22 protein-coding genes are annotated in these 24,391 nt (G+C 51.2%); all 22 read right to left on the bottom strand.

The annotated features are described in order from the left end of the window. Positions 1 to 14: 14 nt before the first annotated feature. The 22 genes from IOD17_RS06545 to pseC all read right to left on the bottom strand — a co-directional run bounded on the left by IOD17_RS06545 (position 15) and on the right by pseC (position 24,391). Positions 15 to 1,022, bottom strand: coding sequence for an NAD-dependent epimerase (locus IOD17_RS06545; RefSeq protein WP_233684256.1), 1,008 nt, complete (start codon positions 1,020 to 1,022; stop codon positions 15 to 17). A 15-nt stretch (positions 1,023 to 1,037) separates the two neighbouring features. Further along, a complete protein-coding gene (locus IOD17_RS06540; protein ID WP_233684255.1) occupies positions 1,038 to 2,381 on the bottom strand; it encodes a UDP-glucose dehydrogenase family protein in 1,344 nt (447 codons plus the stop codon). Between the two features lie 80 nt (positions 2,382 to 2,461). Further along, the gene (locus IOD17_RS06535; protein ID WP_233684537.1) at positions 2,462 to 3,262 is read right to left on the bottom strand and encodes a glycosyltransferase; all 801 of its coding nucleotides are present in this window, start codon (positions 3,260 to 3,262) and stop codon (positions 2,462 to 2,464) included. Between the two features lie 2 nt (positions 3,263 to 3,264). Next, positions 3,265 to 4,371, bottom strand: coding sequence for a glycosyltransferase (locus IOD17_RS06530; RefSeq protein ID WP_233684254.1), 1,107 nt, complete (start codon positions 4,369 to 4,371; stop codon positions 3,265 to 3,267). After that, the gene (locus IOD17_RS06525; protein ID WP_233684253.1) at positions 4,368 to 6,278 is read right to left on the bottom strand and encodes an acyltransferase family protein; all 1,911 of its coding nucleotides are present in this window, start codon (positions 6,276 to 6,278) and stop codon (positions 4,368 to 4,370) included. Before IOD17_RS06525 ends, IOD17_RS06530 begins: the two co-directional genes overlap by 4 nt. 14 nt (positions 6,279 to 6,292) lie before the next feature. Next, positions 6,293 to 8,272, bottom strand: coding sequence for an acyltransferase family protein (locus tag IOD17_RS06520; protein WP_233684252.1), 1,980 nt, complete (start codon positions 8,270 to 8,272; stop codon positions 6,293 to 6,295). 15 nt (positions 8,273 to 8,287) lie between these two features. Then, entirely contained in the window at positions 8,288 to 8,995 is a 708-nt protein-coding gene (locus IOD17_RS06515; protein ID WP_233684251.1) for a hypothetical protein, read from the bottom strand. Then, entirely contained in the window at positions 8,992 to 10,128 is a 1,137-nt protein-coding gene (locus IOD17_RS06510) for a glycosyltransferase (RefSeq protein ID WP_233684250.1), read from the bottom strand. The genes IOD17_RS06515 and IOD17_RS06510 overlap by 4 nt, the downstream gene beginning before the upstream one ends. Positions 10,129 to 10,215: 87 nt before the next feature. Beyond that, positions 10,216 to 10,911, bottom strand: coding sequence for a hypothetical protein (locus IOD17_RS06505; protein ID WP_233684249.1), 696 nt, complete (start codon positions 10,909 to 10,911; stop codon positions 10,216 to 10,218). 14 nt (positions 10,912 to 10,925) lie between these two features. After that, complete coding sequence (locus IOD17_RS06500) at positions 10,926 to 11,552, bottom strand: hypothetical protein (protein ID WP_233684248.1); 627 nt, start codon at positions 11,550 to 11,552, stop codon at positions 10,926 to 10,928. A 102-nt stretch (positions 11,553 to 11,654) separates the two neighbouring features. Beyond that, on the bottom strand, positions 11,655 to 12,524 hold the full coding sequence (locus tag IOD17_RS06495; RefSeq protein ID WP_233684247.1) for a hypothetical protein: 870 nt from the start codon (positions 12,522 to 12,524) through the stop codon (positions 11,655 to 11,657). A gap of 22 nt (positions 12,525 to 12,546) precedes the next feature. Then, a complete protein-coding gene (locus tag IOD17_RS06490; RefSeq protein ID WP_233684246.1) occupies positions 12,547 to 13,308 on the bottom strand; it encodes a glycosyltransferase family 2 protein in 762 nt (253 codons plus the stop codon). 1 nt (position 13,309) lies between these two features. Further along, positions 13,310 to 14,023, bottom strand: coding sequence for a class I SAM-dependent methyltransferase (locus IOD17_RS06485; protein ID WP_233684245.1), 714 nt, complete (start codon positions 14,021 to 14,023; stop codon positions 13,310 to 13,312). Positions 14,024 to 14,058: 35 nt separating this feature from the next. Beyond that, the gene (locus IOD17_RS06480) at positions 14,059 to 15,396 is read right to left on the bottom strand and encodes a surface carbohydrate biosynthesis protein (RefSeq protein WP_233684244.1); all 1,338 of its coding nucleotides are present in this window, start codon (positions 15,394 to 15,396) and stop codon (positions 14,059 to 14,061) included. 5 nt (positions 15,397 to 15,401) lie between these two features. Next, positions 15,402 to 16,538, bottom strand: a complete 1,137-nt coding sequence (locus tag IOD17_RS06475; protein WP_233684243.1) for a polysaccharide pyruvyl transferase family protein — start codon at positions 16,536 to 16,538, stop codon at positions 15,402 to 15,404. Between the two features lie 36 nt (positions 16,539 to 16,574). Continuing rightward, on the bottom strand, positions 16,575 to 17,654 hold the full coding sequence (locus IOD17_RS06470) for a FemAB family protein (RefSeq protein ID WP_233684242.1): 1,080 nt from the start codon (positions 17,652 to 17,654) through the stop codon (positions 16,575 to 16,577). Then, positions 17,651 to 18,706, bottom strand: coding sequence for a pseudaminic acid synthase (pseI, locus tag IOD17_RS06465; protein ID WP_233684241.1), 1,056 nt, complete (start codon positions 18,704 to 18,706; stop codon positions 17,651 to 17,653). Before pseI ends, IOD17_RS06470 begins: the two co-directional genes overlap by 4 nt. A gap of 2 nt (positions 18,707 to 18,708) precedes the next feature. Beyond that, positions 18,709 to 19,230: a UDP-4-amino-4,6-dideoxy-N-acetyl-beta-L-altrosamine N-acetyltransferase gene (gene pseH / locus IOD17_RS06460; RefSeq protein WP_325175660.1), complete on the bottom strand. Its 522-nt coding sequence runs from the start codon at positions 19,228 to 19,230 to the stop codon at positions 18,709 to 18,711. 10 nt (positions 19,231 to 19,240) lie between these two features. Beyond that, positions 19,241 to 20,338, bottom strand: a complete 1,098-nt coding sequence (pseG, locus tag IOD17_RS06455) for a UDP-2,4-diacetamido-2,4,6-trideoxy-beta-L-altropyranose hydrolase (protein WP_233684240.1) — start codon at positions 20,336 to 20,338, stop codon at positions 19,241 to 19,243. Between the two features lie 5 nt (positions 20,339 to 20,343). Next, a complete protein-coding gene (locus IOD17_RS06450; protein WP_233684239.1) occupies positions 20,344 to 22,371 on the bottom strand; it encodes an aminotransferase class III-fold pyridoxal phosphate-dependent enzyme in 2,028 nt (675 codons plus the stop codon). Continuing rightward, positions 22,368 to 23,234, bottom strand: a complete 867-nt coding sequence (locus IOD17_RS06445) for an aldo/keto reductase (RefSeq protein WP_233684238.1) — start codon at positions 23,232 to 23,234, stop codon at positions 22,368 to 22,370. Before IOD17_RS06445 ends, IOD17_RS06450 begins: the two co-directional genes overlap by 4 nt. Beyond that, the gene (gene pseC / locus IOD17_RS06440; protein WP_233684237.1) at positions 23,231 to 24,391 is read right to left on the bottom strand and encodes a UDP-4-amino-4,6-dideoxy-N-acetyl-beta-L-altrosamine transaminase; all 1,161 of its coding nucleotides are present in this window, start codon (positions 24,389 to 24,391) and stop codon (positions 23,231 to 23,233) included. Before pseC ends, IOD17_RS06445 begins: the two co-directional genes overlap by 4 nt.

Raw genomic sequence — 24,391 nt, 5'->3', positions numbered from 1 at the left:
CCCTATAAATCTCGTCAGATTTTATAGAACGAACAATACCAAGAAACAAACCGTTTGATACCTTCTTCCACAGATACTTTAGGCTTATAACCGGTATCACGTACCAAATCAGCAACATCTGCGTAAGTATGCTCAACATCTCCCGGCTGTAGGGGAAGCAATTCCTTGACAGTAGTTTTACCCAAAGCCGCTTCAATCAATTCTATGTAGCGAAGCAATTCCACCGGTTCACTATTACCAATATTGTATACGCGCCATGGCGCTTTACTACTTGATGGATCAGGCTGCAATCCAGACCAATCAGCATTAGGTTGCGCTACACGATCCAAACAGTGCACGACACCTTCAACAATATCATCGATATAAGTGAAATCCCGACGGTGCTTCCCATGGTTGAAAACCTTAAGCGGTTGCCCAGCAAGAATCGCACGAGTGAACAAGAACGGGGACATATCAGGACGCCCCCAAGGACCATAGACTGTAAAGAATCGCAGTCCTGTCGTTGGCAACCCATATAAATGACTATACGAATGAGCCATCAACTCGTTGGCTTTCTTGGTGGCGGCATAAAGTGATACAGGGTGATCAACATTGTCATGCACGCCAAATGGCATGGTTTCATTCGCACCATAAACAGAGCTGGATGATGCATAAACCAAGTGTTCAATCTTCTCTTGTCGGCAGCCTTCTAGGACGTTCAGAAAACCCAATAAATTACTATCAGCATAAGCATGTGGATTCTCCAATGAATAACGCACACCCGCTTGAGCAGCCAAGTGAACGACTCGTTCAAAGCCTTCCGCGGCAAAGAGAGAGGCCATGGCAGCACGATCTGCAATATCCATACGAACAAAGCGAAACTCACGGCTTGGCTTCAGTTCATCCAGCCTGGCATGTTTTAGCTCCACCTCGTAGTAGTCATTGAGATTATCAATCCCAACAACCTGATCACCGCGCGCAAGCAAATAGCGACATACGTGAAAACCAATAAAACCGGCGGCTCCAGTTACTAAAACTTTCATAGTATCAACCTGCAACTAGAGTACGGGTGCCAGCGAATCGGCACGACCAATTGCGTAGTACATTAGCCCGGCGGCTTTAACGATCTGCGGATCAAAAAGGTTCCGTCCATCGACTAGCACAGGGCTTGCAAGTTGAGCCTTGAGCCACCCGAAGTCGACTGTACGGAACTGCTTCCATTCAGTACAAATCACCAACGCATCCGCACCGACAAGTGCTTCTTCTCGGCTCCCCACCAAACGCAAGTCGGACCGTTGCCCATAGATACGCGCAGTCTCTTTCATTGCCTCAGGGTCAAAGGCCTGCACTTGAGCGCCTGCGTCCCAAAGTGACTCAATCAACTCGCGACTCGGTGCTTCACGCATGTCATCGGTATTAGGCTTAAAGGCCAATCCCCACAGAGCAATCGTCTTTCCAGCTAACTGGCCATCGAATGCAGCACTCAGCTTGCTGAACAACACTGTTTTCTGCCGATCATTTACGGCTTCAACCGCATTGAGCAACTCTGCTTCATAGCCAATTTGCTGAGCTGTCCGCGCAAGTGCTTGTACATCCTTAGGGAAGCAGGATCCCCCGTAGCCGCATCCGGGGTAAATAAAGTGGAAGCCAATTCGAGGATCAGAGCCAATCCCTAATCGAACCTGCTCAATATCAGCCCCCAGTCGTTCTGCCAGCTGGGCCATTTCGTTCATGAAACTGATTTTGGTTGCCAACATGGCATTGGCCGCGTACTTGGTCAGTTCGGCAGAACGCACATCCATAAAAATCAGCTTGTCATGGTTGCGGCTATATGGCGCGTAGCACTCGCGCATGCGAACTCGTACAGCCTCAGAATCGGTACCAATAACGATCCGAGCACCTTTGGTAAAGTCCTCAATCGCCGCCCCTTCCTTGAGAAACTCCGGGTTAGAGCACACATCAAATGGCAGGCTCATACCACGCTGCTGAAGCACCTGACTAACAGTGCTCTTGACCTTGTCCGCGGTGCCGACGGGCACAGTGGATTTATCCACGATGACCTTGTAACCGACCATGTGAGTCGCAATCGTAGTGGCCACAGCCAAAACGTACTTAAGATCAGCGGATCCATCTTCATCTGGCGGAGTGCCCACAGCAATGAACTGCACCTCACCAAATGCAACGCCCTGCGCAGCGTCAGTCGTGAAATGCAAACGACCTTCGGCATGGTTACGCGTAACCATCGAATCAAGGCCAGGCTCATAAATTGGCAGAACGCCCTTTTTGAGACCTTCTATTTTGGCATTGTCCACATCAACGCACATGACCTGATGGCCGACATCAGCCAGACACGCACCGGTGACCAAGCCGACATAGCCTGTGCCGAAGACAGTGATATTCATGAGAGATCCGCCTTACCTGAAAAAATGCGGCAACGATACCACAGCACTACTTTCAGGCGGCAGCTAAGGTTGCCTAGATGCTATCTAGCGAGGTTATAAATCTGTTGCTTCAAGCGGTTTGGCGCAATACGCAGGGCAAAGCGCGCCAACACGTTAAGCGCATAATCAAACCTATTCAGCAAACCGATCTCACGCTGAAAGCGCAACAAGCGCAGCTCATTGAGAAAGTACTGATAGCCTCGACGGGCCATCAAGCCTTCCCCTGTACGCATCCAGAGTAGGCACTCAGGTTGGTTGGCAAAGCGGTAACCGCGCACAAGCAGCAATGACCACAATGCGTAATCTTGAGCACGCTGGAACAACGGATAACCGCCGACCGCAAGCACCGCTGCCTTACGGAACACAACAACGGGATGGCTCATTGGACTGCGGCGCTTGGCAAACCGCTTGATCTCAGCATGCGCACACGGCACTTCACGCCGTGACAAAACCCGGACCATACTGACATCCCGCTCTTCAATACATGCTCCTAACACATCAATATCATGATGCTTGGCAAGGAACGCGGCCTGCGTAGCAAAACGCTCAGGCAAGGCGACGTCATCACTGTCCATCCGTGCTACCCAGTCATGGCGACAGAACTTCAGGCCTTCATTCAAGGCAGCGGCCAATCCCTGGTTAGTGGGCAGCGCACAAATATGTAAAGGCAGACGCCCGGCAAAAGATTCAATAACCGCTTCTAGCTCTGGAGTAAGCGGCCCATCCTTTACCAACACCACCTGCTGCGCTGGTTCAAGCTGAGCAGCAAGGCTGTGCAGGGCTGCATCTAGAAAAGCAGGCTGCTCACGAGCATAAACAGACATCAAAACGGAAAAAGCCACACTCAAGATTGCAGCTCCGCATAAAGTTCCTGGTATTGAGCCGACATATGCGCAGCACTGAAACTATTTGCCACTATGGCGCTCGCAACACCCCTTGCTTGCTCATAAGCCTCATCGTTTAAGCCCGCCAGACATTCGGCCAACGCCGCAGCCTGGCCCGTTGCGAAAAGCATATGTTGCAAACTGGAGCCTGCGAGGATTTCACGATGCTCGGCGATATCGCTCAACAAACAGGGTAAGCCACAGGCAAGCGCCTCCAACACAGCATTCGGCAACCCTTCGGCCAACGAAGCAGAAATAAAATAATCACTGGCCTGCAGGTACTCCTGCACATTGGCAACCCGCCCCAAAAACCTTACCTGTCCAGATTGGCGATATCGGCTTTTCAATTCCTCACGCATGGTGCCATCGCCCAGCACCAAAAACTGATCACTCTGGCGCGCTGCAGCCAAGAAGCCGTCAATAGCAGTAACAGGATCCTTCCGAGGATCGAGGTGTCCTGTCGAAACAAATAATCGAGCGTGTAACGGTAACCCAAGACGGTTTCGCAGGGCATCACGCTCAGCACTATCAACTTTGTAGTAGCGGTCTACATCTACCCCATTTTGTATCACTCGCGCTTGTTCTAAGCGCCCATCGAGCATTCCATAGATGGCGTTGGATACCAAAGCAACTGCATGTACCCGACGTAAATTAAACAGATGCCAGCGCGCCATTAGCCCGCCCTGCACCCGCCCAAAAGACATCACATAATCCTTGAACGGATAATTACGCAGCGTCGCGACATGCACCACAGAGGGCGGTACCGCCCAAACACATAGGCTGTCCGCACGAATGCCCTGACTATGGATCAATACAGGCTTAATTACAGCCAAGCGAGCGCGTAGTGCTCGCCCCCCCATCAACACACCCGCCACACGCCCCAAACGGAGTGATTGCACGTCAATTCCGAGCGCAACAAAATCGTCCCAGCGCGACTCACTCGGCTCAGGCGAAAGAGTCAATACGACAGGCGTGAAACGTGAGCGATCAAGATTCTTTATTAATCCAAACAGCTGATTCGTAGGGCCACAACGCTTCAGGGTTGAAACAACATATAAAATAATCAACTCGCGTCTCCAGCAGCCATGATTGATTGGTAAAACATGGGGGTTAGTAACTTCGAACCACGTTCACTCAAGTGACCACCATCAAAATAGATCGGCATACCGTCGCGTACTGGTACGCAATAGCCTTGCGGGCACAGGTGCGGAAGAGGATCAAGGACTTCAACAGCGCATTGTTCAGCCTTTGCAAACTGCTCAAAAGCAAATGCCTGCTGCTCCCGATACTGCGTAAAAGATTGCGCCAAGCTGCGTTCCAACTCTGTTAAAACGCCACCTTTCATGAGCTCACGTGCTAAATAGTCAGGAATTTCTTTGTCATAAACCGGAACAGGTGCCATGACATGCACGCGCTTGCCAGCAGCAGCCAGTTTACACATCAAGCCGGAAAAATCCGCTTGCCCCCTCTGATACTTCTCGGCAGCCCAACGCGCAGCTAGATAAACGTCGGTGACTGAGGCATTTTTCACGATACGTTCATAAGCTCTCTGGTTATATTCCAGGCACTCACTCAAGTCATCTTCATCATCACCTTCAACAACCTGTTGAAACAATGCGGGACCACAACCTGATCGACCATAGTAAATAGCACTTTTACCTGCTCGATTCACCGCATCAGCAAAACCAGTAAACGTCGCATCAGAGTGTGAGTCGCCCCAGAAAACCAACTGTGGCTCATCGCTTGATGTGCCCATGCTACATTCAGGGAACTCCAGTCGTTTACCAGGTCGAAAACACTCATCACGTCTCGGGTTCTTGCTTTCAGCTTCTTCAGCAATCGCAACAATCTGGTTTGATAAGCGAATAGGTAAACCATTAGTCCAGTAAATCAAGCCAGCACACAACGCGACCGCTCCCCCTATAGCGAGAATCGCCCAATCACGGCTCAGTAGCGGAAATTTGAAGACAGAAGCAACTCCGGAAGCTCGACGAACTCGCTCTTCCAGCAGATAGAAAGATAACGAAGCTAGTACCAATGAACAAAAAAACAGTATCGCCTGGGAGCCTGCCTGCAACTCAATGCCCAAATAAACAGCAGCGACCAATACTGGCCAGTGCCACAAATATAATGAGTAAGACATTTTACCCAGCAATTGCATCGGCCAATTTTCCAATAACGGTGAACGCGCAGCCGAGCCAATCACCAAAGCCGCACCCAACACAGGAAGCAAAGGCCAAAAAGAGGGGTAGTTCAATGTTTTGGAGTAGAGCAAGGTACAACTTAAAATCAGCAATAAACCTACATACAAAAACAGCGTGCGAGCGAGCCAACGTAAACGTGCAGCATGCACATGAAGCAAAGCGCCCACTAAAAACTCCCAGATCCTTGTCGGCAACAAATAAAAAGATGCTGCCTCAAAATATTGCGAGGCCACTACGCACAAACCCAACGAGCCTGCAAGAGCCACCCACAACAGAGGAACAAGATAACTGCCAGAGCGCCAACGTATTACTAGAACAAGCAGCAACGGGATAACAAGGTAGAACTGCCACTCTACTGATAAAGACCAGGTGTGCAATAACCATTTATCGAGCGCGCCCTCATCAAAATATCCAGATTCGCGCCAATACAAAATATTAGAAAATACCAAAATAGAAGAAAACGCATGCAACCCTAAATCATCATACTCAACCGGAAGCAGAATAAATCCTGTAAAAATCAGTACCACCACAACCATAGCAATCAGCGCCGGAAAAATCCTCCGCACTCGCGCCATATAAAAATCGTAAAACGAAAATCGCTCTTGCGCACAGCGCTCACAAATAATCTGCGCCATCAAATAGCCAGATATCACAAAAAAAACATCGACACCAACAAAACCGCCCGAAAACCCAGGCACAGAAAAGTGAAACAACACCACAATCAGAACAGCAACTGCTCGCAAGCCATTTATGTCATAGCGAAAATTCATCAAAACGCCTCAAATCACTTCAACATCTGCGAACGGATAAATGCAGAAAAACCAGCCGCCATTTTCTCTGACTGATAACGGGTAATATGATGGCTATCCATCATCACATAACGCCCTGATTCATCAACAACATCTACGTACCCTGTTGCAGGATAGATCAAATCGAATGGGTCCCAATCGTAAACTCCAGCAGAACCAGAGAGCAAACGATCATACACAAAGTCCAGCCGCTGCCTTGTATGCAAATCCTGCTCTTTAGAAACCCGACATACACTTTCACCCAAGAAGCGAACCTGCAACTTACACGCCTCACTTTTTGCAACGACCGACATAAGCGGCGTATCCCGAATTAATAAAACCCTGCCTCCCTTTGCGAGTATTTCTTTAATATACAGAGCGGTATGCTCTTCAAAAAATTTCGCTCGCTCATCTAACTCAACAGTTTCAGATAAATCAATATGTCTGTCCCGATCATGATTCAAACGCCCGCGGTGCACCGCAATAGCAACAACATCGCCTGGGCGCAGCACTTTTAATACATAATCCAAAGTTGGGGCACTGGCTTGGCCAGACAAAAAACTTCGTGGAAAATCATCATCACTTGCATTGTGAGCAAAACGCACAGAGTAAGGCATATGCTCAACAACCTTATTGAGCATGAAAGTCAACTGCGCAGCGTGAGAGTCACCCAAAAGAAAAAACACATGCGGCCGCTCAACTGTTCGTTCAGGTTTCAAACAAGTACTGAGAAAAGCCTCATCATTCCCATCTTGATTATCGCCATGGCATGGGATTGTCCCAGCCCAAGAAGGCACTGCTTCAACGCCCATAAGCGATGTCAGATTTAATCCATCGACACGCATCTCAGGAGCCTCACGAACGATAAAATAGGCACCAGGTAAAACCAAAAAAACAACTAGCAGCAGTGGCCGAACCCTTCCAGCCAAGAGCGCTGAATAGCGCAATGGTCGTTCAATTAAATAGTAAGAAAACAACGCAAAGACAATAACAATTAAAAGCAGTATTAAAGACGCCAACCATGAGTCACCCAGCGTGTAACGCCCTAAAACCAAAATACTCCAATGCCATAAATACAACGAATATGAAAGCCCTCCCAAATACAGGAACGGTTTTGAACACAGCATTCGGAAAACAAATTTCCCAGAGCTCGAAAGTGCAATCAACCCTGCCGACAAAAGTACGGCAGAGATCGTAGTATATAGCTGATACTCAACAGGAACAAAAAACAACCCCAGCAACCCAACAAGAAATAGTGACAGCAGAGTATTCTGCCACTGCTCACTCAATCCAATAGACTGCCGTTTGCTTATAAAGAGAAATACAAATGCCCCAAAGCAGAACTCCCAAAATCTTGCCGGCATAGAATAAAACGAAAACACCGGACGACTAAAAAACAAAAAACAATACAGTACAAATGAAATTATTGAGAATAACGCAAGCACCTTAAATGTTCTCGACCATGCACGATCAGCTTTGACCAAGGTAAGACCACAGAAGGCAATTAACGCTGGATATATAAAATAAAACTGCTCCTCAACACCAAGTGACCACGTATGGGTAAATGGATTAAGGTGAGCATCAATAGAGAAATAATTACTTGCAATCTTTAACAAATAGAGATTGGACAACCCTAAAAGTGAAAGCCCACCCGTTACAAAAATTTCACGCTGCGGATCAAGCGTAAGAAAAACAAATAAAAATGCTGTAACCACCACACAAAAAATTAAAGCAGGCAACAAACGCCGAACTCGCTTAGCATAAAAATCTGCTAAATAATCAACCCACCCTCCACTTCTCATGGAGACCAAGCTCTGCGTGATTACATAACCAGAGATCACAAAAAAAACATCAACCCCCAAGAACCCTGACGGCATAAAACCAGCATAAAAGTGGTTCAATATTACCGCGACGACAGCAATAGCTCTTAGACCATCAACATCGCCACGATAATTAGCATGTACATTGCCGGACATCATGCACCTTAGAAGTTAAGAATTTGCGCGCTGTATATCTAAAAAAAATTTATTCACTGCCAAGCACGCTGAGTCACCTGAAAAACCAGCAATCCGATTAGCATGTATTACCGATATTTGCACTGGCACTTCCCGCAAACCAAGTGCCCGTGCAATGGCAAATCTGTGATTGCCATCATCCGTTTTCATCAAAAGACCGTCACGAGAAACGGCACAATTAATTTCCCCACCGAAAGCACAACGACCCAACTCAGGTTGGGTCATGAGTCGCCCGGTATCTGCAATGCGACGATAGAGACTCTGCAAGCTCTGCATGTATTCGTAGAGCTGCGCATAACTTTTCATCCCACGCGCTTCACCACGCTGCTCTAGGCGGGAGAGCAACTGGCGAAATTCCAACAATTGCTCTATCGGTGTAGTGCCATCAAGCAATTCACGACAACTGATATAGCGGGGATCTGTTGCCTCAACCTCTGCAAAGGTCTTACGCCGCAAATCCCAATCACCACCGCGCACGAGCGTTCGCTGAGCCTGAACTGCACCGCGCAGATTACATTTGAATTCGACTTTAAGCGGGTCGATATATATACAAGGCAATAACTTCGCGTTGGGTACACGAAGGTATTCAAGTTTAGCAAGCTGATCGCCGTGAATAACCCGGAACATCCATGCATTGGCGAACGCGTCCAAACAGGCCAAGCGGTTCTTCAGTAGCGCCTTCAACCTTCATCCCCAGCAAGCGTGGCCAACAAAATTGAGGCCCGGCAACTCCAGCTGTACATTTCCAGCAAATCGGCATGTGCTCGCTCAGCCAAGCGCTGCGCCAAAGCGTGATCATCACGCAAGCGGCCTACCGCCTGCGCCCAATACTCTGGAGAATCGGCTGTACACAATAAGCAGTTCACCTCATGCAGCAAGACCTCACGTAATACCGGCAAATCCGAAGCCAGAATCGGCTTTCGTGCGGCCATGTATTCGAAAATTTTTAAGGGTGAAGTCCAGCGCCCTATATCACTGCCACCCACACCTTTAACCACGCGCTGGTTCGGAGCCAACAGCACATCCATATCCAGCATGAACCTGTGCACATCGGCTGGCGGCATAAAGCCATGGAACCTCAAATTTTCGAGTCCTGCGGCCTTACCTCGCCAATCGCGCAACTGCGCATCCGATCCCCCTACGACATGAAAATCGACATCTGCAAGTAACCGAGCCAGGGGCAGTACGATTTCCATACCCTTGCCTTGATGCAGGCTACCCACATAACCAACGTTGAAACGCGCAGTCTTTGCGAACCCATGAACTGCACCCGTCGTACCAGATACTGGAAGCTCAGCACCATCGGGAGCTACATGAATCAGATCGGCAGCAAGCAAGCCCTGCTGCACGTGCCAATCCTTGAGGGCCTTAGTAATCACGACAAGACGCTGGAAACGCTTGTGTCGAACAATCCACTTGAAGATCAGCCCCTGCAAAAAGCCTGAGTCACGCATAGGCTGATGGACTTCCAGCACCACATTGGCGCCAGCCAGCAACGCGCTAACAGCGCCGAGCAAAGAACGAGAAAATACCAAGTCAGGTAATTGCCGTGCCTTTAGCAACCGCGCCCAAATCTGCCATGCGTAGGCATAGGACGGTTTTAGCCAGGCAATGCGAGAAAGCCAGCAGATCTCAAAACTGGGGGAAACGCCGTAGTAATGGCATACATCCACAGCATCCACTGGTGCTTTTCTTGCAGGCAACCAGAGGCTTACCTCGCAACCTTGTGCGGAAAAGGCATCGCACATTTTCATCACATGGACACTATTGGCGGCCTGAGATGGAATATCAGACTGTGCGAGATAAAGCAGCTTCACCCATACACCCCACAAACTAAAGATTCAGCTTTACCCACAAGATCGAGTCTCAGAACCTGCTCCTCGCGCACTCAAGATGTGCTCGGCTCAGGCATAGCGTGCCTCAACCCCTGCAATCAAATCACGAAGAGCAGACAGGTTATTGGGAACGCGTTGAAGATGGTCAGAATGGATAACCGCAAGGTGCACGGGAACCGCTTTCAGCCCCAAATAACGTGCCGCGGCAAAACGATGATTGCCTGCATTGATTTTGAGCAGATTACCCTCACGATCCAAGGCACACTCAATCTCGCCCTGGTATCGGCTGCCGCCCAACACAGCCTGACTCTTGTAACCATCGCGCTGCATCGCCCTATAAAAATCCTGTCGGGCCTTAATATGATGCAACGCGTCAGCTGCATTGCGGCAGCCTCGATAGCTACCTTGCTCGCGGATGGCAGCCATAATCAAAGCGTACTCAAGCGTGTCCTCAAGGCCGACATCACCATCAAGTAACTGCCGACATGACACGTACTTGGGATTATTGGTTTCAACCTCCTGCAATGACTGACGCTGCAAATCCCAGTCACCAGACAAGAACAATGCGTTCCCTTTTGCCGGCTTGATCGCCACGCTGGTGGCATAAAGAATTTTGTTCGGGTCGATGTAGATGACCGGAGCCAGTAACAGGTTAGGAACCCTGATTGCGGAAATATCCTGACGGCCAGCCAATAGTTGTTCGATCGTATTTGCACCAACCAAACGAAGTACACGCCAGCGGCGCACTATCTTTTTTAGCAACATGTACAGCCCCACTCTCAAACCGACAGCTGCTGCAAAGCGCGCAGAACATTGTCAGGGCCCTGGCATGAACCAGCCCCTACTCCTACAGTCGCCAGCCAGCCAGGGTGAATATGCCGAACCAGCACAGGCACACGTTCAACACCCACCAATTGCGCAATAGCCAGACGATGACGACCTTTCTCTTCCTTGATCAAGCGACCATCGCGCCCGACCATCACACAAATAGGATCGAGAGCCTTATCGGCCTTGTACCCGTCAGCCGCCATGCTTTTGAACACCCGTACGTAGCCCTCGAACAACTGTTCAATAGCCTGTTCAGAGTCCAAGAGTAGAGACTTATATGAGCGCTGCTTGCCTGCCTGTAGGTCAGACAGCAGAGCACGGTAAAAATGCGTGCGTTGGTAATCGAACTCGCACGCCTGTAGATCGGCAAGAAATGTATAGACCGGCGTGCTGGCAAAAGGCACACAGCCCTGATCCCAATTACCCGACAGTACAAGCGGAGCACGGCCCTTGATCAATGGGTACACCGGGTTTTTCTTCATCCACCGGCGTAACCAAGGCGCACGGACGTGCTTGTAACGGACATACCCAGGCAACGCATAATCACGCACAGAGGCAGGATCAACCTGAATCTGCAATGCATCAGCCAGCGTTTCACGGAGTGGATCGCGCCCTAGAACAGCGAGCCAATTTCTTATATTTCCCACTGCCCCCTACACCTCATGGCCAAAGCACAACATTTAATCTGGACGGCACAGCGACGCTGCACGGCTGAAATTATCGGCATCCAGAGCCGAGCCTAACTGACGTAAACGCCATGTACGCTCAACAAAACTGCATGGAACACTGATCTCGCCGAGAGATAAGGGAATCTCACTTTTCAACAACGAGTTTTGTGCATCGAGAATCCAGCCAGGACCAACCCCCAGTAGCTCATTGTCAATAATCACCCAACGCCCCGTTTCACGTTCGCGGATCAGGTTCGCCGCGGAAAGGTCCGGATGACTTAAAAAATGCGGGATGGCCTCTGCCGACTGTAAAGCCTGGTACTCACCACTCCATTGCTGAATAAAAGTGCCTACCTCATCCCAGTAACGCCAAACACCCAAACGCTTCAGCAGATAATCATTTAGATAGCAAAAAGAGCCGGCGTATTCTCGCGCCAGCGCCAATAGCGCAGGATCAGTCTGAACACTGATTAGGAATGAGGACACCGCATCGGCTGCTTCGAGGCGCTGAGCATCTGCTAACGACGCAACAGCCTCCCCTTCAACCCAGGCTTCAACAATCAAAAGCCCATCGGTTGCGATGATTTGCGGAAATGCACAACCGGGAAAAGAATGCTTCTGCACAGCCAAGCGTAACGCAACCTGAGCCGTGGAGAACGCGCTGTAAACCTTGACCTTGCGTCCTTCACACATGCCTGCAAAAGACAAACGCCCGGCTTTGGTGACACCTGGCTGACGATACCCACCCAAGGGTTTTAGTTCAGTAACCTGACAGCCTGCCACACGGATCGTACCCGGGAAGGCAGACAAGGCACGCCGACGTCCGAGCGACTGCAAGCGGCCGCCGAGTTTGCTCAATACTGTTGCAAGAAGATCTGCCACGTGCACGCTCTGATTTGCTTATCTAACGCCCTAGCAATACCAGCAAGCGGCGCTTTATCAACACCTTGAGTGCTCGGTACAACTCGGCGGCGCGCATATTACGCCAGTGCTTCTTGAAAAAAACCCAATTTCCCATCGCCAGGCTATGGCGAGCACGACCACCGGCATGATCACACAGAATCGCAACCGCGCGCGGCTGTGAAGCCAGACGCTTACCCGCAAGCAGCATACGCGCGGCAAGATCACGATCTTCCGAAGCCGGCATGCTTTCATCAAAGCCGCCAAAGGCAAGAAAGACCTCACGTCGAATCGTCAGGTTCTGCCCGCCAAACCCCGGATTGGAGTAAAACACCCGACGCTGCTGCTCAGCCGCATCGGGGAGCACCTTATAGGGTTGAGCCTCCTGCCCCACGGGCTGACGCATCAACTGACCCAGCACAGCATCGGCTGCTGTTTCCTGAAAACGCTCGATAACACGCTCAAGATAATCAGGTTGCCACAGGTCATCATCATCGAGAAAAGCCACCAGCTCACTCGAAGCGGCCTGCGCACCGATATTGCGAGCGCGCCCAGGGCCAATACGCGGCGCGGTGCGAATCACCCGAACTCGCTCATGCAAATTCTGGGTATGCGCATCCTCACGCCCATTGTCGACCAGAATCACTTCTGCGGCCGCAACGGTCTGTGCCAGCACGCAGTCAAGCGAGCGCTGCAACAAGGTGCCACGATCGGCGGTGGGGATAACGACCGTAATAGTAAGACCAGTGAACTGAGGAGAGGTCATTTCAGCTTACTTTCCTAGCCTCAATGGTAATAAAGGAAAACTGCTCTTTACGCCGACCATAAGTCCGACTGACCACTTCACTGTATTGCACTTCAAAACCCGCCTCGACCAACATCTGCTCATACTCCAACGGGTGGAGAAAACGGAAGGGGTAATGATTGCCAGCAAAGGGCGAGTCAGTTCGATAAATACCGGACAAAGTGTCATCATCAAGCATGCTGGCAGGCTTGTGGTTGATAAAAGCCTCTGAACTCTTGGCCGGGAAATAGGAAAAGAACAACCCATCCTTTGCTAGGACACGGCTGACACTATTAATAAACGCTTGCCCATTCTGAGCGTCCAGACAATTAGAGGAGAAGACATCCACTACTGTATGGAAAAACCCATCGGGAAACTCCAGTTGAGTCATATCACCAGCGCTCAAAGAAGCTTTAGCCTCATAGTTCTCAAGCATCTGCCCAGCCAGCGCCAAGGACTCCGATGACAGGTCGACACCAAAGGTATCGAAGCCTTCACGGGCAAGCATCCATAGATTCGCACCACTACCGCAGCCCACTTCAAGCACGCGCACAGCCTGCTTTTGATCAGAGGATAGTTGCGAAAAATTACGCCCGACAAAACGACACAATTCTTCGTTAGGGTATTTACGCTGCGCAGAAAATCCCAGACTCGAATAACTGGCCTCATAAAATCCTTGAACCTTTTCAATATCCATCTAACACCCACATTCGTAGTTCAAATCAAAGGCCTTTAGGCCTCCACCTCGATCAAATTGAAATCACGTTCGACTATTGATCCCGAGAACCCAGGCATCAATTTATAGGCAACTTCAGAAACTTCCTGCTGATGAATACCACCTGCCATTTTGCGCTGAGCCTTAGCCAATTTTTGCCTGGCATAACCCCAACCACGCGTTTCACGGTACTCGTTTGCACGCCCCCAAATAAAACGCAATTTTTGCTTCCAGTTTGGCAAGCAAAAGGGCACCTCACTTGCAACAGCTAGATCTTTCAGCGAAGCGACTATCCTGTCGCAGGCCAGTTGCTCACCGACACACAGTTTGCTGTCCACTTCAACTGACGCCGCTAATTCGAAATCGCCCGAGATTATGGCCTGACAGGCCTGCTTGAGCGCCAAATAGTCAGCCACTGGCTGCGATACTTGATAGGACAGCGTCTCATGCTTAATAGCCGCCTGCCCACCTACCCAGTACAACACCGGCGTTTTACCAACATAGGCTTGCACGGCAGTGGTGCAACCGCGATGCAACAGACCACACGAAGCATAGAGCCAGGGGCTGATTTCCCCTTCAAAAATGATTTTTACTCGCTGCAACCCGGAGAGGTGCTTGTGCCAAAGACGAATATCCTCAGACGGATGAGGACGAATGATCAGGGGGGGAAACTCCGGATCAGCGTCCATGCGTTTGACTAACTCAACAAAATCAAGGAAATCAGCATAGGCCGCACGCATTGAGCGCTCATAGTGATCGTATTCTTCCTGTGAAGACTTCACCTGACGTAAACGTGCAATTTCCTGGTTGATGGTCTGCTCTGAAAGAATGCCAAAATCCGAAGAGAACAGCAGAAACTGACCGAAACGAGCTTGCAAGTTTTGAATGTCTGAGGCGTAAGGGATTTTGAAATCTGCGCGCCACAGATCCACTCTGGGCCAACCGGTTACTTCTACCTTGTCCAGCAACTGTGGCCGCACCTGAGCAATCACCTCACGGTGCACTTCTCCAATCACATAAAGCCTGTCTACATAGTCCTCGGTTCCCGGATAAATCCTACGTTTATAGAAATACCCTAGATCCTGCACCGCAGGTCCTAGCTCCTCATCCAGCACCACAAATCGCTCAGTGCGCTGCTTGATTGCCTGCAAGTCTTTTGCAGCTTTGCCACCTTTGTAAAAATAAATCCCGCCGTTGCCTGATTTCTCTCGAACAAGCCGGTCAATTGACACCTTGCTGCCGAGATACACTCGAAACCCCTGGCGAGCGGCAATCATTGCCAACAGCACCTTGGCCTTGAACTCTCGAGCCTTGATTTCTACCGGCAAGTAAATCGTCGGCTTGGCTTGTTTCACGTCACTCACACCATTGCCCTCAGTCGAGCCATCAAAGCCATACTGGAGTCGGCATAACGACTATCACTCTGGGATTCATAACGAGGCTGAGCCGGCACAGATTGTAAGGCCATTTCCAAGCGCTCAAGTAACTCCGGAGTCGCGAGGCTCAAGTCACCCTGGCAAATCTCTGCCTGCTGCCCCAGCACAGCCGAGCAAAACTCGCGCACTTTGGGATGACGGTTAAGCGCAAAGAAAGGGGTTCCGGACAGATAGGCGGTAATCACACCATGCAGGCGCATGGACAGATAAAAACTGCAGGAAGCAATTTTTTCAGCCGTGGCCCGAACATCACCAACATAATCATGCAATTCAACCAGTTCCGGCTGCGTGGCGGCCTCACGCAAACGCTGATGCAAGCGGTTGTCCGCATATTTTTCGCCGGAATAAAGAGATGCCAAGAGCACCTGATGCCCAGCAGCAGTAAGGTAATTTATCAACGCCAACATCTTGCTGAACTGCTCGCGCTGCTGCTCCTCGCCCAGCTTCGGGCTCAGGATAAAAGAAGCACCGATGCGCTCTCGTTGTTTTGTCACTGCGAACATATCAGGGCGCAGCGCTCGAACCGAGAAGGCCAGATCACGCCCTTCAATCACCTCAGGTCCATTGTGAATCTGTCGTGCAAAGTCAGCAGATAGCGCATCTCGGCAATGCACCACATCCAGCTCTGCCAGAAAGGCTTTTGCTTGCCGCTCAGCCTGAACGTCAGGGAAGGGGCCAAGCGATATGCCAACCGCCGCCGAAAGCAACGCAGCGCTTGAACGCCCGGCTCTAAAACGTCGTAAAAGATCGTGTTTCCAGGCAATGCTATTAGCTGAGTGCAAGACCGATCCGCCACCGAAAAACAGACTGTCATAGGCAGAACAGGATTGCGTATAGCGCTTGTAAAGCCTTACCCAGCGCGACTGCCCGGCAACGTTGCAGACCTGAATGGGAGCATCATCAGGGGCGCGGTAAATTGAAGATGCGCCTTGCTCGTAGTAGCTCACCGAGGCCACGGCAGACGCCTGATAGAGTTCCAAACGCAGCCCGTAGGAAAGCAGCTCATCACCAAAATTACCGCGGCCAACCCAGGCACTCACCAGCGGGGAAATCGTTCTCATGCATTAACTACTCTGGCTGCTGTTGTGCGCGAAGGCTCAGGCCTGATTACAGGCTTTGTGCAATTCAATACGCGGAAACATATGGCTGGCAAAGCCCTGTTTGAAATCCGCGATGGAGAGTTCCTTGGCCGATGGTTGAGGCTCATCCCCGGGAAATACCCGACTTCCGAGCCTGTACCAACGCAAGTGACGGTTTTTCATTTCCAGGATGGCGTGGTATTGCACCACATGCCCCAGAGGCTTATCGAATAACGCTCGGTCATAAGCTGCTACGGCATATAACCCCTCATCACGCGTAACATGAAAGAGCCCAGCGCCAACCATGCGCCCTTCTGGATCACGCAGATAAACCAGAAATGCTGCACGCGTTGCTATTGCCTGCAATTGCGCATCCCAACTTTGTAAGGAGCGAGTGGCCCGCCCAGCAACAGCCAGGTGTAACAAGCGAAACTCTTCCCAAACTGCCGGCTCGTAATCCCGGCAGACGGTAACCTTCCAGAGTTTTTCCCCCGAGGAAATCAGCGGTTTGTAGCTCTTGCGGAAATGCCCGCGAATCTCATTCAGATCGGGGCGCAGATCAATATAGAGATCATGCCGAACCGCTTTGGGACGCGCGTCCTGCACAACTCGCGAATACCATTCACTGAGCCCGAGGCTATCTCGAAATGACTCCTGGTACAGCGCGTCACACTCCATCTGCGCGGCAAATGCGTTCAACAGAGCGTGGCATGCAGTTACTAACGACTTGACGCTCTTGTTTGATAACCGCTGACTGAACAACGGGCCGAGAATAGCGTCGCCGGCACTGCTGAGACGCCACTGCTGTCTATCGAAAGCCAGGCTCAAAGGCCAAACAGCGCATGCCTTACGGTCATTGAACAAAACCAGTGAACAATCCTGCCATGCACTACCCTGCCCGCTGTAATAGGCCCCCTGGTAATCGAGCATGGCATGGGAATAAAACACCGGAACATAGGCCGCCTGTTCAAGCACCTGATTCCATTCAGGAACACTTGCCGCTCTTAAACTGACATGCAGCCCGTGCTCGCTTGCCAACTGCAGCAGTATCTCCTCAGGCTTGCTCTGAGCTCGTGTACTAACCTGCTCCGCCGTCACAGTAGCGCCTCATGGGTTACCGGCATGCCATAATGCACATCGCGGCTTAAACGCTTGCCAACAACCTGATCCAGCATCTTCGGTGGTAGCCCAAAACCAGGCCGCACACTGCGCACCATATCAGCGGTAATCAGATCTCCAGCCTTGCCGGTTGCAACGAAGTACAGCGAACGGCGGAACTGGGCATTACCCTGTTCGCTGGACTTGCGGCCATAGTCCACTCGTCCGAGCGCTTGCCAGGCCGTACGGCTATCGCGGCACAGCGCAGCCAACTCTGAAGGTTCCAGAGAGAAGCTGTCATCCGGGCCACCGCCACTGCGATCCAGCGTGAAGTGTTTTTCAATAATTGACGCGCCCAGCACAACGCTGGCGATAGCCGTGGTGTTGTCCAGGGTATGGTCAGACAAGCCGGTAACCAGACCAAAACGCTCAATCATGTCCGGCAGCGTGCGCAGGTTGTAATCTTCGGCGGGGGCCGGGTAACCGCTAACGCAGTGCAGGATAGCGAGTTCTTTACAACCACCGGCACGCGCTGCATCAATGGCTTCACTGATTTCCTCGGAGTCGGCCATGCCTGTGGAAATGATCATCGGCTTACCGGTGGCGGCAGCGTATTTGATCAGTGGCAGATCCACAGCTTCGAATGAGGCAATTTTGTAGGCTGGCGCGTTGAGATCCTCAAGCAGATCCACTGCGGTTGTATCAAACGGGGAGCTGAAGGTGGTGATGCCCAGTTGCCGAGCATGCTCAAACAACACCGCATGCCATTCCCAGGGCATATGGGCTTCTTCATAGAGTTTGTAAAGCGTCTTGCCGTCCCACAACCCACCATGAATCTGAAAATCACTGGAGTCACAATTCAGGGTAATGGTATCCGGGCGATAGGTTTGCAATTTGATCGCATCGGCACCCGCCGCTTTGGCAGCGGTCATGATGCGCTTGGCAGTATCCAAGCTGCCGTTGTGGTTCGCCGACAGTTCGGCAATCACATAAGGCGGCTCATCCAGACCAATACGTCGCCCGGCAATACTGATAGAGGGATGCACTGACATACTCAACTCTCCGAAGCGCCCCTGCACCACTCATTGGCCAGGAGCCCGAAACAATGAACGGCATGATACCGGCTGCCGTCAAAATAGTGATCACGCAGTATGCCCTCCTGCTGAAACCCCAGGCGCTCATGAAAGCGACGCGAGCGCTCATTAAAGCCCAACGCCTCGGCACACACCTTGTGCAGATTCAGCGTAGTGAAGGCGTAATCCAAAGCTGCACGCCCTAGCGCATGTCCCGTCCCGCGCTGAGCATCCGGAGCTAAGTAGAAGCCCCATTCAGCGATAGCTGAAGCACGCACGCGATGAAAACTGACAAACCCTTGAGGCGTACCATCAATCTGATAGATCAGCAGGGCACGTTGCGGGTCCTGTGAGGCACTGGCAAACCAACGTGCATGTTCAAGCGGACTGATCTCGTGCTGGCTATACATAAACTGGCGCACGTCAGGATGGTTACGCCATGCCAGCACGAGAGACAGATCCCCTTCCTGCATGGTACGCAGCAGCGGCAACAAATCACTCACAGAGTCGACCTCACACACCTAGAGCCTGGACAACCGCCTGCACGCCCGCACCATCGGTGATCTGACTAGCAGCCATGGACATTTCCTGAATACGTTGTGGCTTCTCAAGGAACGCAGCAAACAAACCTGGTAGCTGGTCTCGAATAGCGTCGGTACCCGCAATCACTTGCGCCGCACCTGCAGCTTGCAACCCGGCTGCGACTGTCCGTTGGTTGTCCGCCAATATCACCATGATGCAAGGCAGACCAAGGCAGCAACGCTCCCAGGCCGTCGAACCTGCCGCACCAATTGCAAAGTCGGCCATTGCCATAAGGTCGGCCATATCATGCCGGTCAACTAACACGTCAACCGCAAATGGCAATTGCAGAACTTGCTGACGCACAGCTTCCAGCCAGGGAGCCTTAGCCCCCATCACCACGGTGACCCGTAACGCTGCCACATGCGCTACCTCAGCTAGCGCGTCCAGCACTGCGGCTGTCGCATTAGCCTGATCAACTCCGCCCATGGTAATGAGTATGTGCTTAATCACGCTCTGTTTGGCGCGACGAGCAAGGCTATCAAGGCGCAGCGCGGCAAATTCAGGCCTAAGCAAGGCAAAGCGAGAACCACAGAGCAGCTTGCAGTTCTCAGGCACCAACCTTTGGTAATCAGCCACATGACGCCCAAAGGTTTGATCAAGCAGCAGATCGCAGTCATGTTCGCGATCTGCCAGATCATCAATCACCATCAGGTTCCTGCAAAGTGCTCGCAATTGTCGATGCCAGCAAGCATCCAGCGCATAGTGATCAACCACCAACCAATCGAGCTGCAAGCTTTGCAGGACATCAATACTTTGCTGGGCATCCTCTTGCTGCGAAGTACCCAGCCAGGCTGCATGGGCCAGAGTTCCCTGCTGCGCCTGAACAACAGCAGAGTCCTCGACTAGCGCAAGCGGATGGATATGGTGACCTGCGGCCCGAATCTGCCCAAGCATATTTCCCTGGTGTTCACGACAGAGAAAATGACACTCAGCGCCCATAGCACGCAAAGCCTTGGCCAAGGTCAAGCAACGCATGACATGCCCGCTGCCCATTTGCAGCGAGGCATCCACTCGAAAGGCAACCTTCATCAAGGTCAGTTCAAGCGCTTGAAGCCGCCATGGCACACTGGCCCTTTGAGCAAGCCCTGCACTGCACGGCCTTCTTCACACTCCTTGATCAAGCCAAAGATAGGGTCAAGGGCAGCAAAGTAGCCATCCACCACCTCAGGCGTATGCTGAGTACAGACATACACACTGGTGCCTGCCAGATAACCCTTACTCAGCATTTCCTGAGTAATCAGGGTTTTATAGGCCAGATTGTCTGGGCTGTTGAAGGCAAAACCAGTCAACGCGGGCAAGCCGTTAGTGGTGATGGATAGCTCGTGTTTACGCGCCAGTTCCTGCCATTTAGCGGTGATGTCGAGCCCTGTCTGAGTAATGCTTTCCCAGGACTTAACACGCTCCATGACCTCAAGCGTTTTCAGAGCAGCGGTCGGCCCGATGCGCTCAGTCCAGAACGTACTGCTGATAAATGTCCCTTGTGCAGCTTCCATGACCTCACGCTTACCGATAGTGGCAGTAATGGCATAACCATTACCCAATGCCTTGCCGAACATTGCCATATCGGGCTCAACGCCATAAATTTTATGCAGGCCACCAAAGGTCTGACGGAAACCAGAAGTGCATTCATCAAAAATCAATACGATGCCACGCTCGGTCGCCAACTGACGCACCTTGTGCAGGAAGTTATCTTCCGGCCCACGGTTACGCGACACTTCCATCTTGATCACGCCAATATCATGGGCATCGACCAGCGCTTGCAACTCGGCAAAGTTGTTGTAGTTGAACGGAAAAACCGTGCCGCGTAGGTTCGCAGGTACACCTTTTGGCTCAAGACCTGGCAACAGGTGACCCGCCAGGTTCTTGTCATCACCCAAATTGGCCGATAGATACCAGTCGTGCCAACCGTGATAGCCGCAGATTGCAACCTTATCGCGCCCCGAAGCTGCGCGAGCAATACGAATGGCAATGGCATTGGCCTCACCGCCAGAGCGGGCAAAACGCACCATGTCAGCCCAAGGGTGCAACTCAACCAGCTTTTCAGCCAGGTAGACTTCTTCCGGACAGTTGAAGGTCGACATATTGCCGCTGTCGATAGTCCGACGAACAGCATCATCAACTTCGGGATCACCATAACCGAGAGTATTTGTACCGATGCCCATAATGAACATATCGGTGTATTCGTTGCCGTCCAGATCCCAGACCTTACAGCCCTTGGCTTTGCTGAAATAGGCTGGCCACTGCTCCGGCAGGAACATTTCCGCACGCTTGGAAAGAAGCATATTGCCGCCAGGAATAACCTGTTTGGCACGTTTCCACAATTTCTGACCGGTGCCCATCACCGCTCCTTCATTTCGTTTCAATTGATGGTTATCTGCAAACAGATGCGGCTGCGTACGTTGCAGCTCAAGCACTTGCTGCCAAGTAAAGTGTTGATCGGGGGAAAAGTGTGTAAAGACACGCTCAATCACTACAAAGTCAGCCGGCTCATCAACGGTCCAGCGCAAACCGGACAAGTCTTCTTCATATTCCATCGAGGCCTGAGTAAAACGCCCCGACTCACGCAAATAAGGCGTTACATGCTCATGGTCAAATGCTTGATCGCTTTCTCTAGCAGCCTGCTTGAGAGCGGCAAACCTGAAAACCTCGATATCGAGACCATCCGGGAATGTCGCCGGCTTAACATTGCTCAGGTAGTCAACATCAGATGCTAGAAACTGGCTGACAGCGTGGTCGACAAGAGCGGGATCGACCAAGGGGCAGTCCCCGGTAATTCGCACCACTACATCTGCTGCGCTTTCTTCGCCAGCCAGCAGATAGCGGGCAAGCACATCATCCTCGCTACCCTGTATGCAGCGATACCCTAACCCACGAACATGCTCAGCCAATGGCAGATTGCATGCCTCTACAGAAGTAGCCAAAACGATTTCATCAAGACGTGCGGCACGCGCAAGCCTTGCCAACAACAACTCGATCATGGGAATGCCGCCGATTGGCTTCATCACCTTGTTCGGTAAGCGAGTCGAGCCCATACGGGCCTGAACGACAGCAACAACTTTCATAGCTGATTCCAGCGAGAGGGATTCAACAGGTCAGGATCACTACTGCAAAGTGTACTGGGCATAGCGGGTAACAGACCGTTAGCCGCTGACGCTATTTCCTGTAACTGAGCCGCAGTATCAACCCCAACCACAATCCGGGAAATTTCGTTGAATGACAACGCATGACGCAAGCAGGCTTGCACAGGCGACAAACCTTCACTATTAAGCCAGTGATGCCACTCCTGCCAGAGTGAGTCCCAGCGCGCAAATTTGCTGGGGCGCTCGGCAGCAGCCATCAACAGCAGCCCCTGCATAAACACCGAACGTACATGAAGCTCGGTACCTCGCTCAGGCAGACGCTGCAACCAGCCAGAATCTATGAGACGTGTATCGAGGATATTGAAAGGCGCCTGCACCACGTCAAAGTCCATACTCGCAAAAATTTTATCCAGCTCTTGCGGCTCATAAATCGAGATACCGACTTTCTCTACAAGACCTTGAGCTTTCATTTCTGCAAGCGCGCGATAAAGTTTGGAACCTTGCGTTTCAAGCAATTGCGCTGGGCGATGCAATAACAAACCATGCACCGCAGTACAATTCAAGCGAGCAAATGAGCCTGCCAATTGTCCCTCGACCCAACCAATAACATCAGAACAATCGCCGGGAAGTTCAGGCAGCTTGGTAATTAGCTTAAAGCCGTCCAGATTAAGCCGACCTAATACTGACTCACTTTCGCCATAGGCGATAGCCGTATCAAGCGTATCGATACCTTCATGACGCGCAGTTTCGATAATTGCCTGCGCACGAGCATGATCAACTTGGCCTTGCTGATTAGCTACGCCATAAGCCATACCAAACTGAACAGTACCCAGTGCAAGCCTCATGAAGATAGAACACGCTTTAGCACATTTATTACTTCATCCTGCTGTGTATCAGTCATGGTTGCATACATCGGTAGACTGATTGCTTCCGAGTAATAAAGCTCTGACTCGGGAAAGTCCCCCACAGAGAAACCTAGACGCTGATAATACGGCTGGGTATGCACTGGAATATAATGGACATTGACGCCAATGCCCTGCTCCCGCAACGCTTCAAATACCTGACAGTGTGACTTGGCAATTTTACCAAGTTGCAGGCGAATAACATAAAGGTGCAAACCGGAATAGCTGTCCGGATGCTGCCAGGGACAACAAACAGGTAAATCAACCAACAATTCATCATAACGTTTGGCTAACTGGTGACGGCGCTCAACGTACTGATCCAGGCGCTGCATTTGGCTAACACCTAGAGCAGCTTGTAACTCGGTCATACGATAATTAAAACCAAGATCAATCTGCTGATAATACCAGGGGCCGTCAGCAGCACGAGTCATCTGCTCTGGATCACGCGTAATACCATGACTACGCAACAGCATCATACGCTCAGCAAGTACCGCATTATTGGTTAAAGCCATACCACCCTCAGCAGTGGTAATGATTTTGACCGGATGAAAACTGAATATGGTTATATCGCTAAATTGGCAATTCCCAATAGGCAGTCCTTTATAACGACCACCAATGGCATGGGAAGCGTCTTCAATGACGCTGAAACCATACCGCTGTGAAAGCCGATGAACCTGTTGCATATTGCACGGCTGTCCGCAGAGGTGAACAGCAACTAGAACCTTCGGCAACGCACCTACCCGCTCCGCCTCAATTAACTTACGCTCAAGCGCGATTGGACAAAGATTGTAGGTTTGAGGATCAATATCAACAAAATCTACTTCCGCCCCACAGTACAAACCGCAGTTCGCAGAGGCGACGAACGTCACAGGGCTCGTCCATAGACGATCACCCGGCCCAAGTCCAAGAGCTAGACAGGCAATGTGTAAAGCCGAAGTTGCGCTATTGACAGCAACTGCATGAGCAGCCTTGCAATAGTTAGCCACCGCCCCTTCAAAATTAGGGACCTGTGGCCCCTGCGTCAGAAAATCCGACTGCAATACCGACAAAACAGCGTCAATATCTGCCTGATTGATATCCTGGCGACCATAGGGAATCAT

Origin of the sequence: Pseudomonas anguilliseptica, assembly GCF_021375795.1 — a bacterium.
GTDB lineage: Bacteria > Pseudomonadota > Gammaproteobacteria > Pseudomonadales > Pseudomonadaceae > Aquipseudomonas > Aquipseudomonas anguilliseptica_A.
Note: the sequence above shows the minus strand (reverse complement) of the source record. Positions and strands in the feature narration are given on the sequence as shown.

What these genes read in the sequence shown, in the direction of transcription:
- pseC (WP_233684237.1), bottom strand. Translation starts at nt 24,391, where the DNA reads ATGATTCCCTATGGTCGCCAGGATATCAATCAGGCAGATATTGACGCT.
- IOD17_RS06450 (WP_233684239.1), bottom strand. Translation starts at nt 22,371, where the DNA reads ATGAAAGTTGTTGCTGTCGTTCAGGCCCGTATGGGCTCGACTCGCTTA.
- IOD17_RS06525 (WP_233684253.1), bottom strand. Translation starts at nt 6,278, where the DNA reads ATGAATTTTCGCTATGACATAAATGGCTTGCGAGCAGTTGCTGTTCTG.
- IOD17_RS06475 (WP_233684243.1), bottom strand. Translation starts at nt 16,538, where the DNA reads ATGAGAACGATTTCCCCGCTGGTGAGTGCCTGGGTTGGCCGCGGTAAT.
- IOD17_RS06545 (WP_233684256.1), bottom strand. Translation starts at nt 1,022, where the DNA reads ATGAAAGTTTTAGTAACTGGAGCCGCCGGTTTTATTGGTTTTCACGTA.
- IOD17_RS06540 (WP_233684255.1), bottom strand. Translation starts at nt 2,381, where the DNA reads ATGAATATCACTGTCTTCGGCACAGGCTATGTCGGCTTGGTCACCGGT.
- IOD17_RS06505 (WP_233684249.1), bottom strand. Translation starts at nt 10,911, where the DNA reads ATGTTGCTAAAAAAGATAGTGCGCCGCTGGCGTGTACTTCGTTTGGTT.
- IOD17_RS06445 (WP_233684238.1), bottom strand. Translation starts at nt 23,234, where the DNA reads ATGAGGCTTGCACTGGGTACTGTTCAGTTTGGTATGGCTTATGGCGTA.
- pseG (WP_233684240.1), bottom strand. Translation starts at nt 20,338, where the DNA reads ATGAAGGTTGCCTTTCGAGTGGATGCCTCGCTGCAAATGGGCAGCGGG.
- pseI (WP_233684241.1), bottom strand. Translation starts at nt 18,706, where the DNA reads ATGTCAGTGCATCCCTCTATCAGTATTGCCGGGCGACGTATTGGTCTG.
- IOD17_RS06520 (WP_233684252.1), bottom strand. Translation starts at nt 8,272, where the DNA reads ATGTCCGGCAATGTACATGCTAATTATCGTGGCGATGTTGATGGTCTA.
- IOD17_RS06490 (WP_233684246.1), bottom strand. Translation starts at nt 13,308, where the DNA reads ATGACCTCTCCTCAGTTCACTGGTCTTACTATTACGGTCGTTATCCCC.
- IOD17_RS06485 (WP_233684245.1), bottom strand. Translation starts at nt 14,023, where the DNA reads ATGGATATTGAAAAGGTTCAAGGATTTTATGAGGCCAGTTATTCGAGT.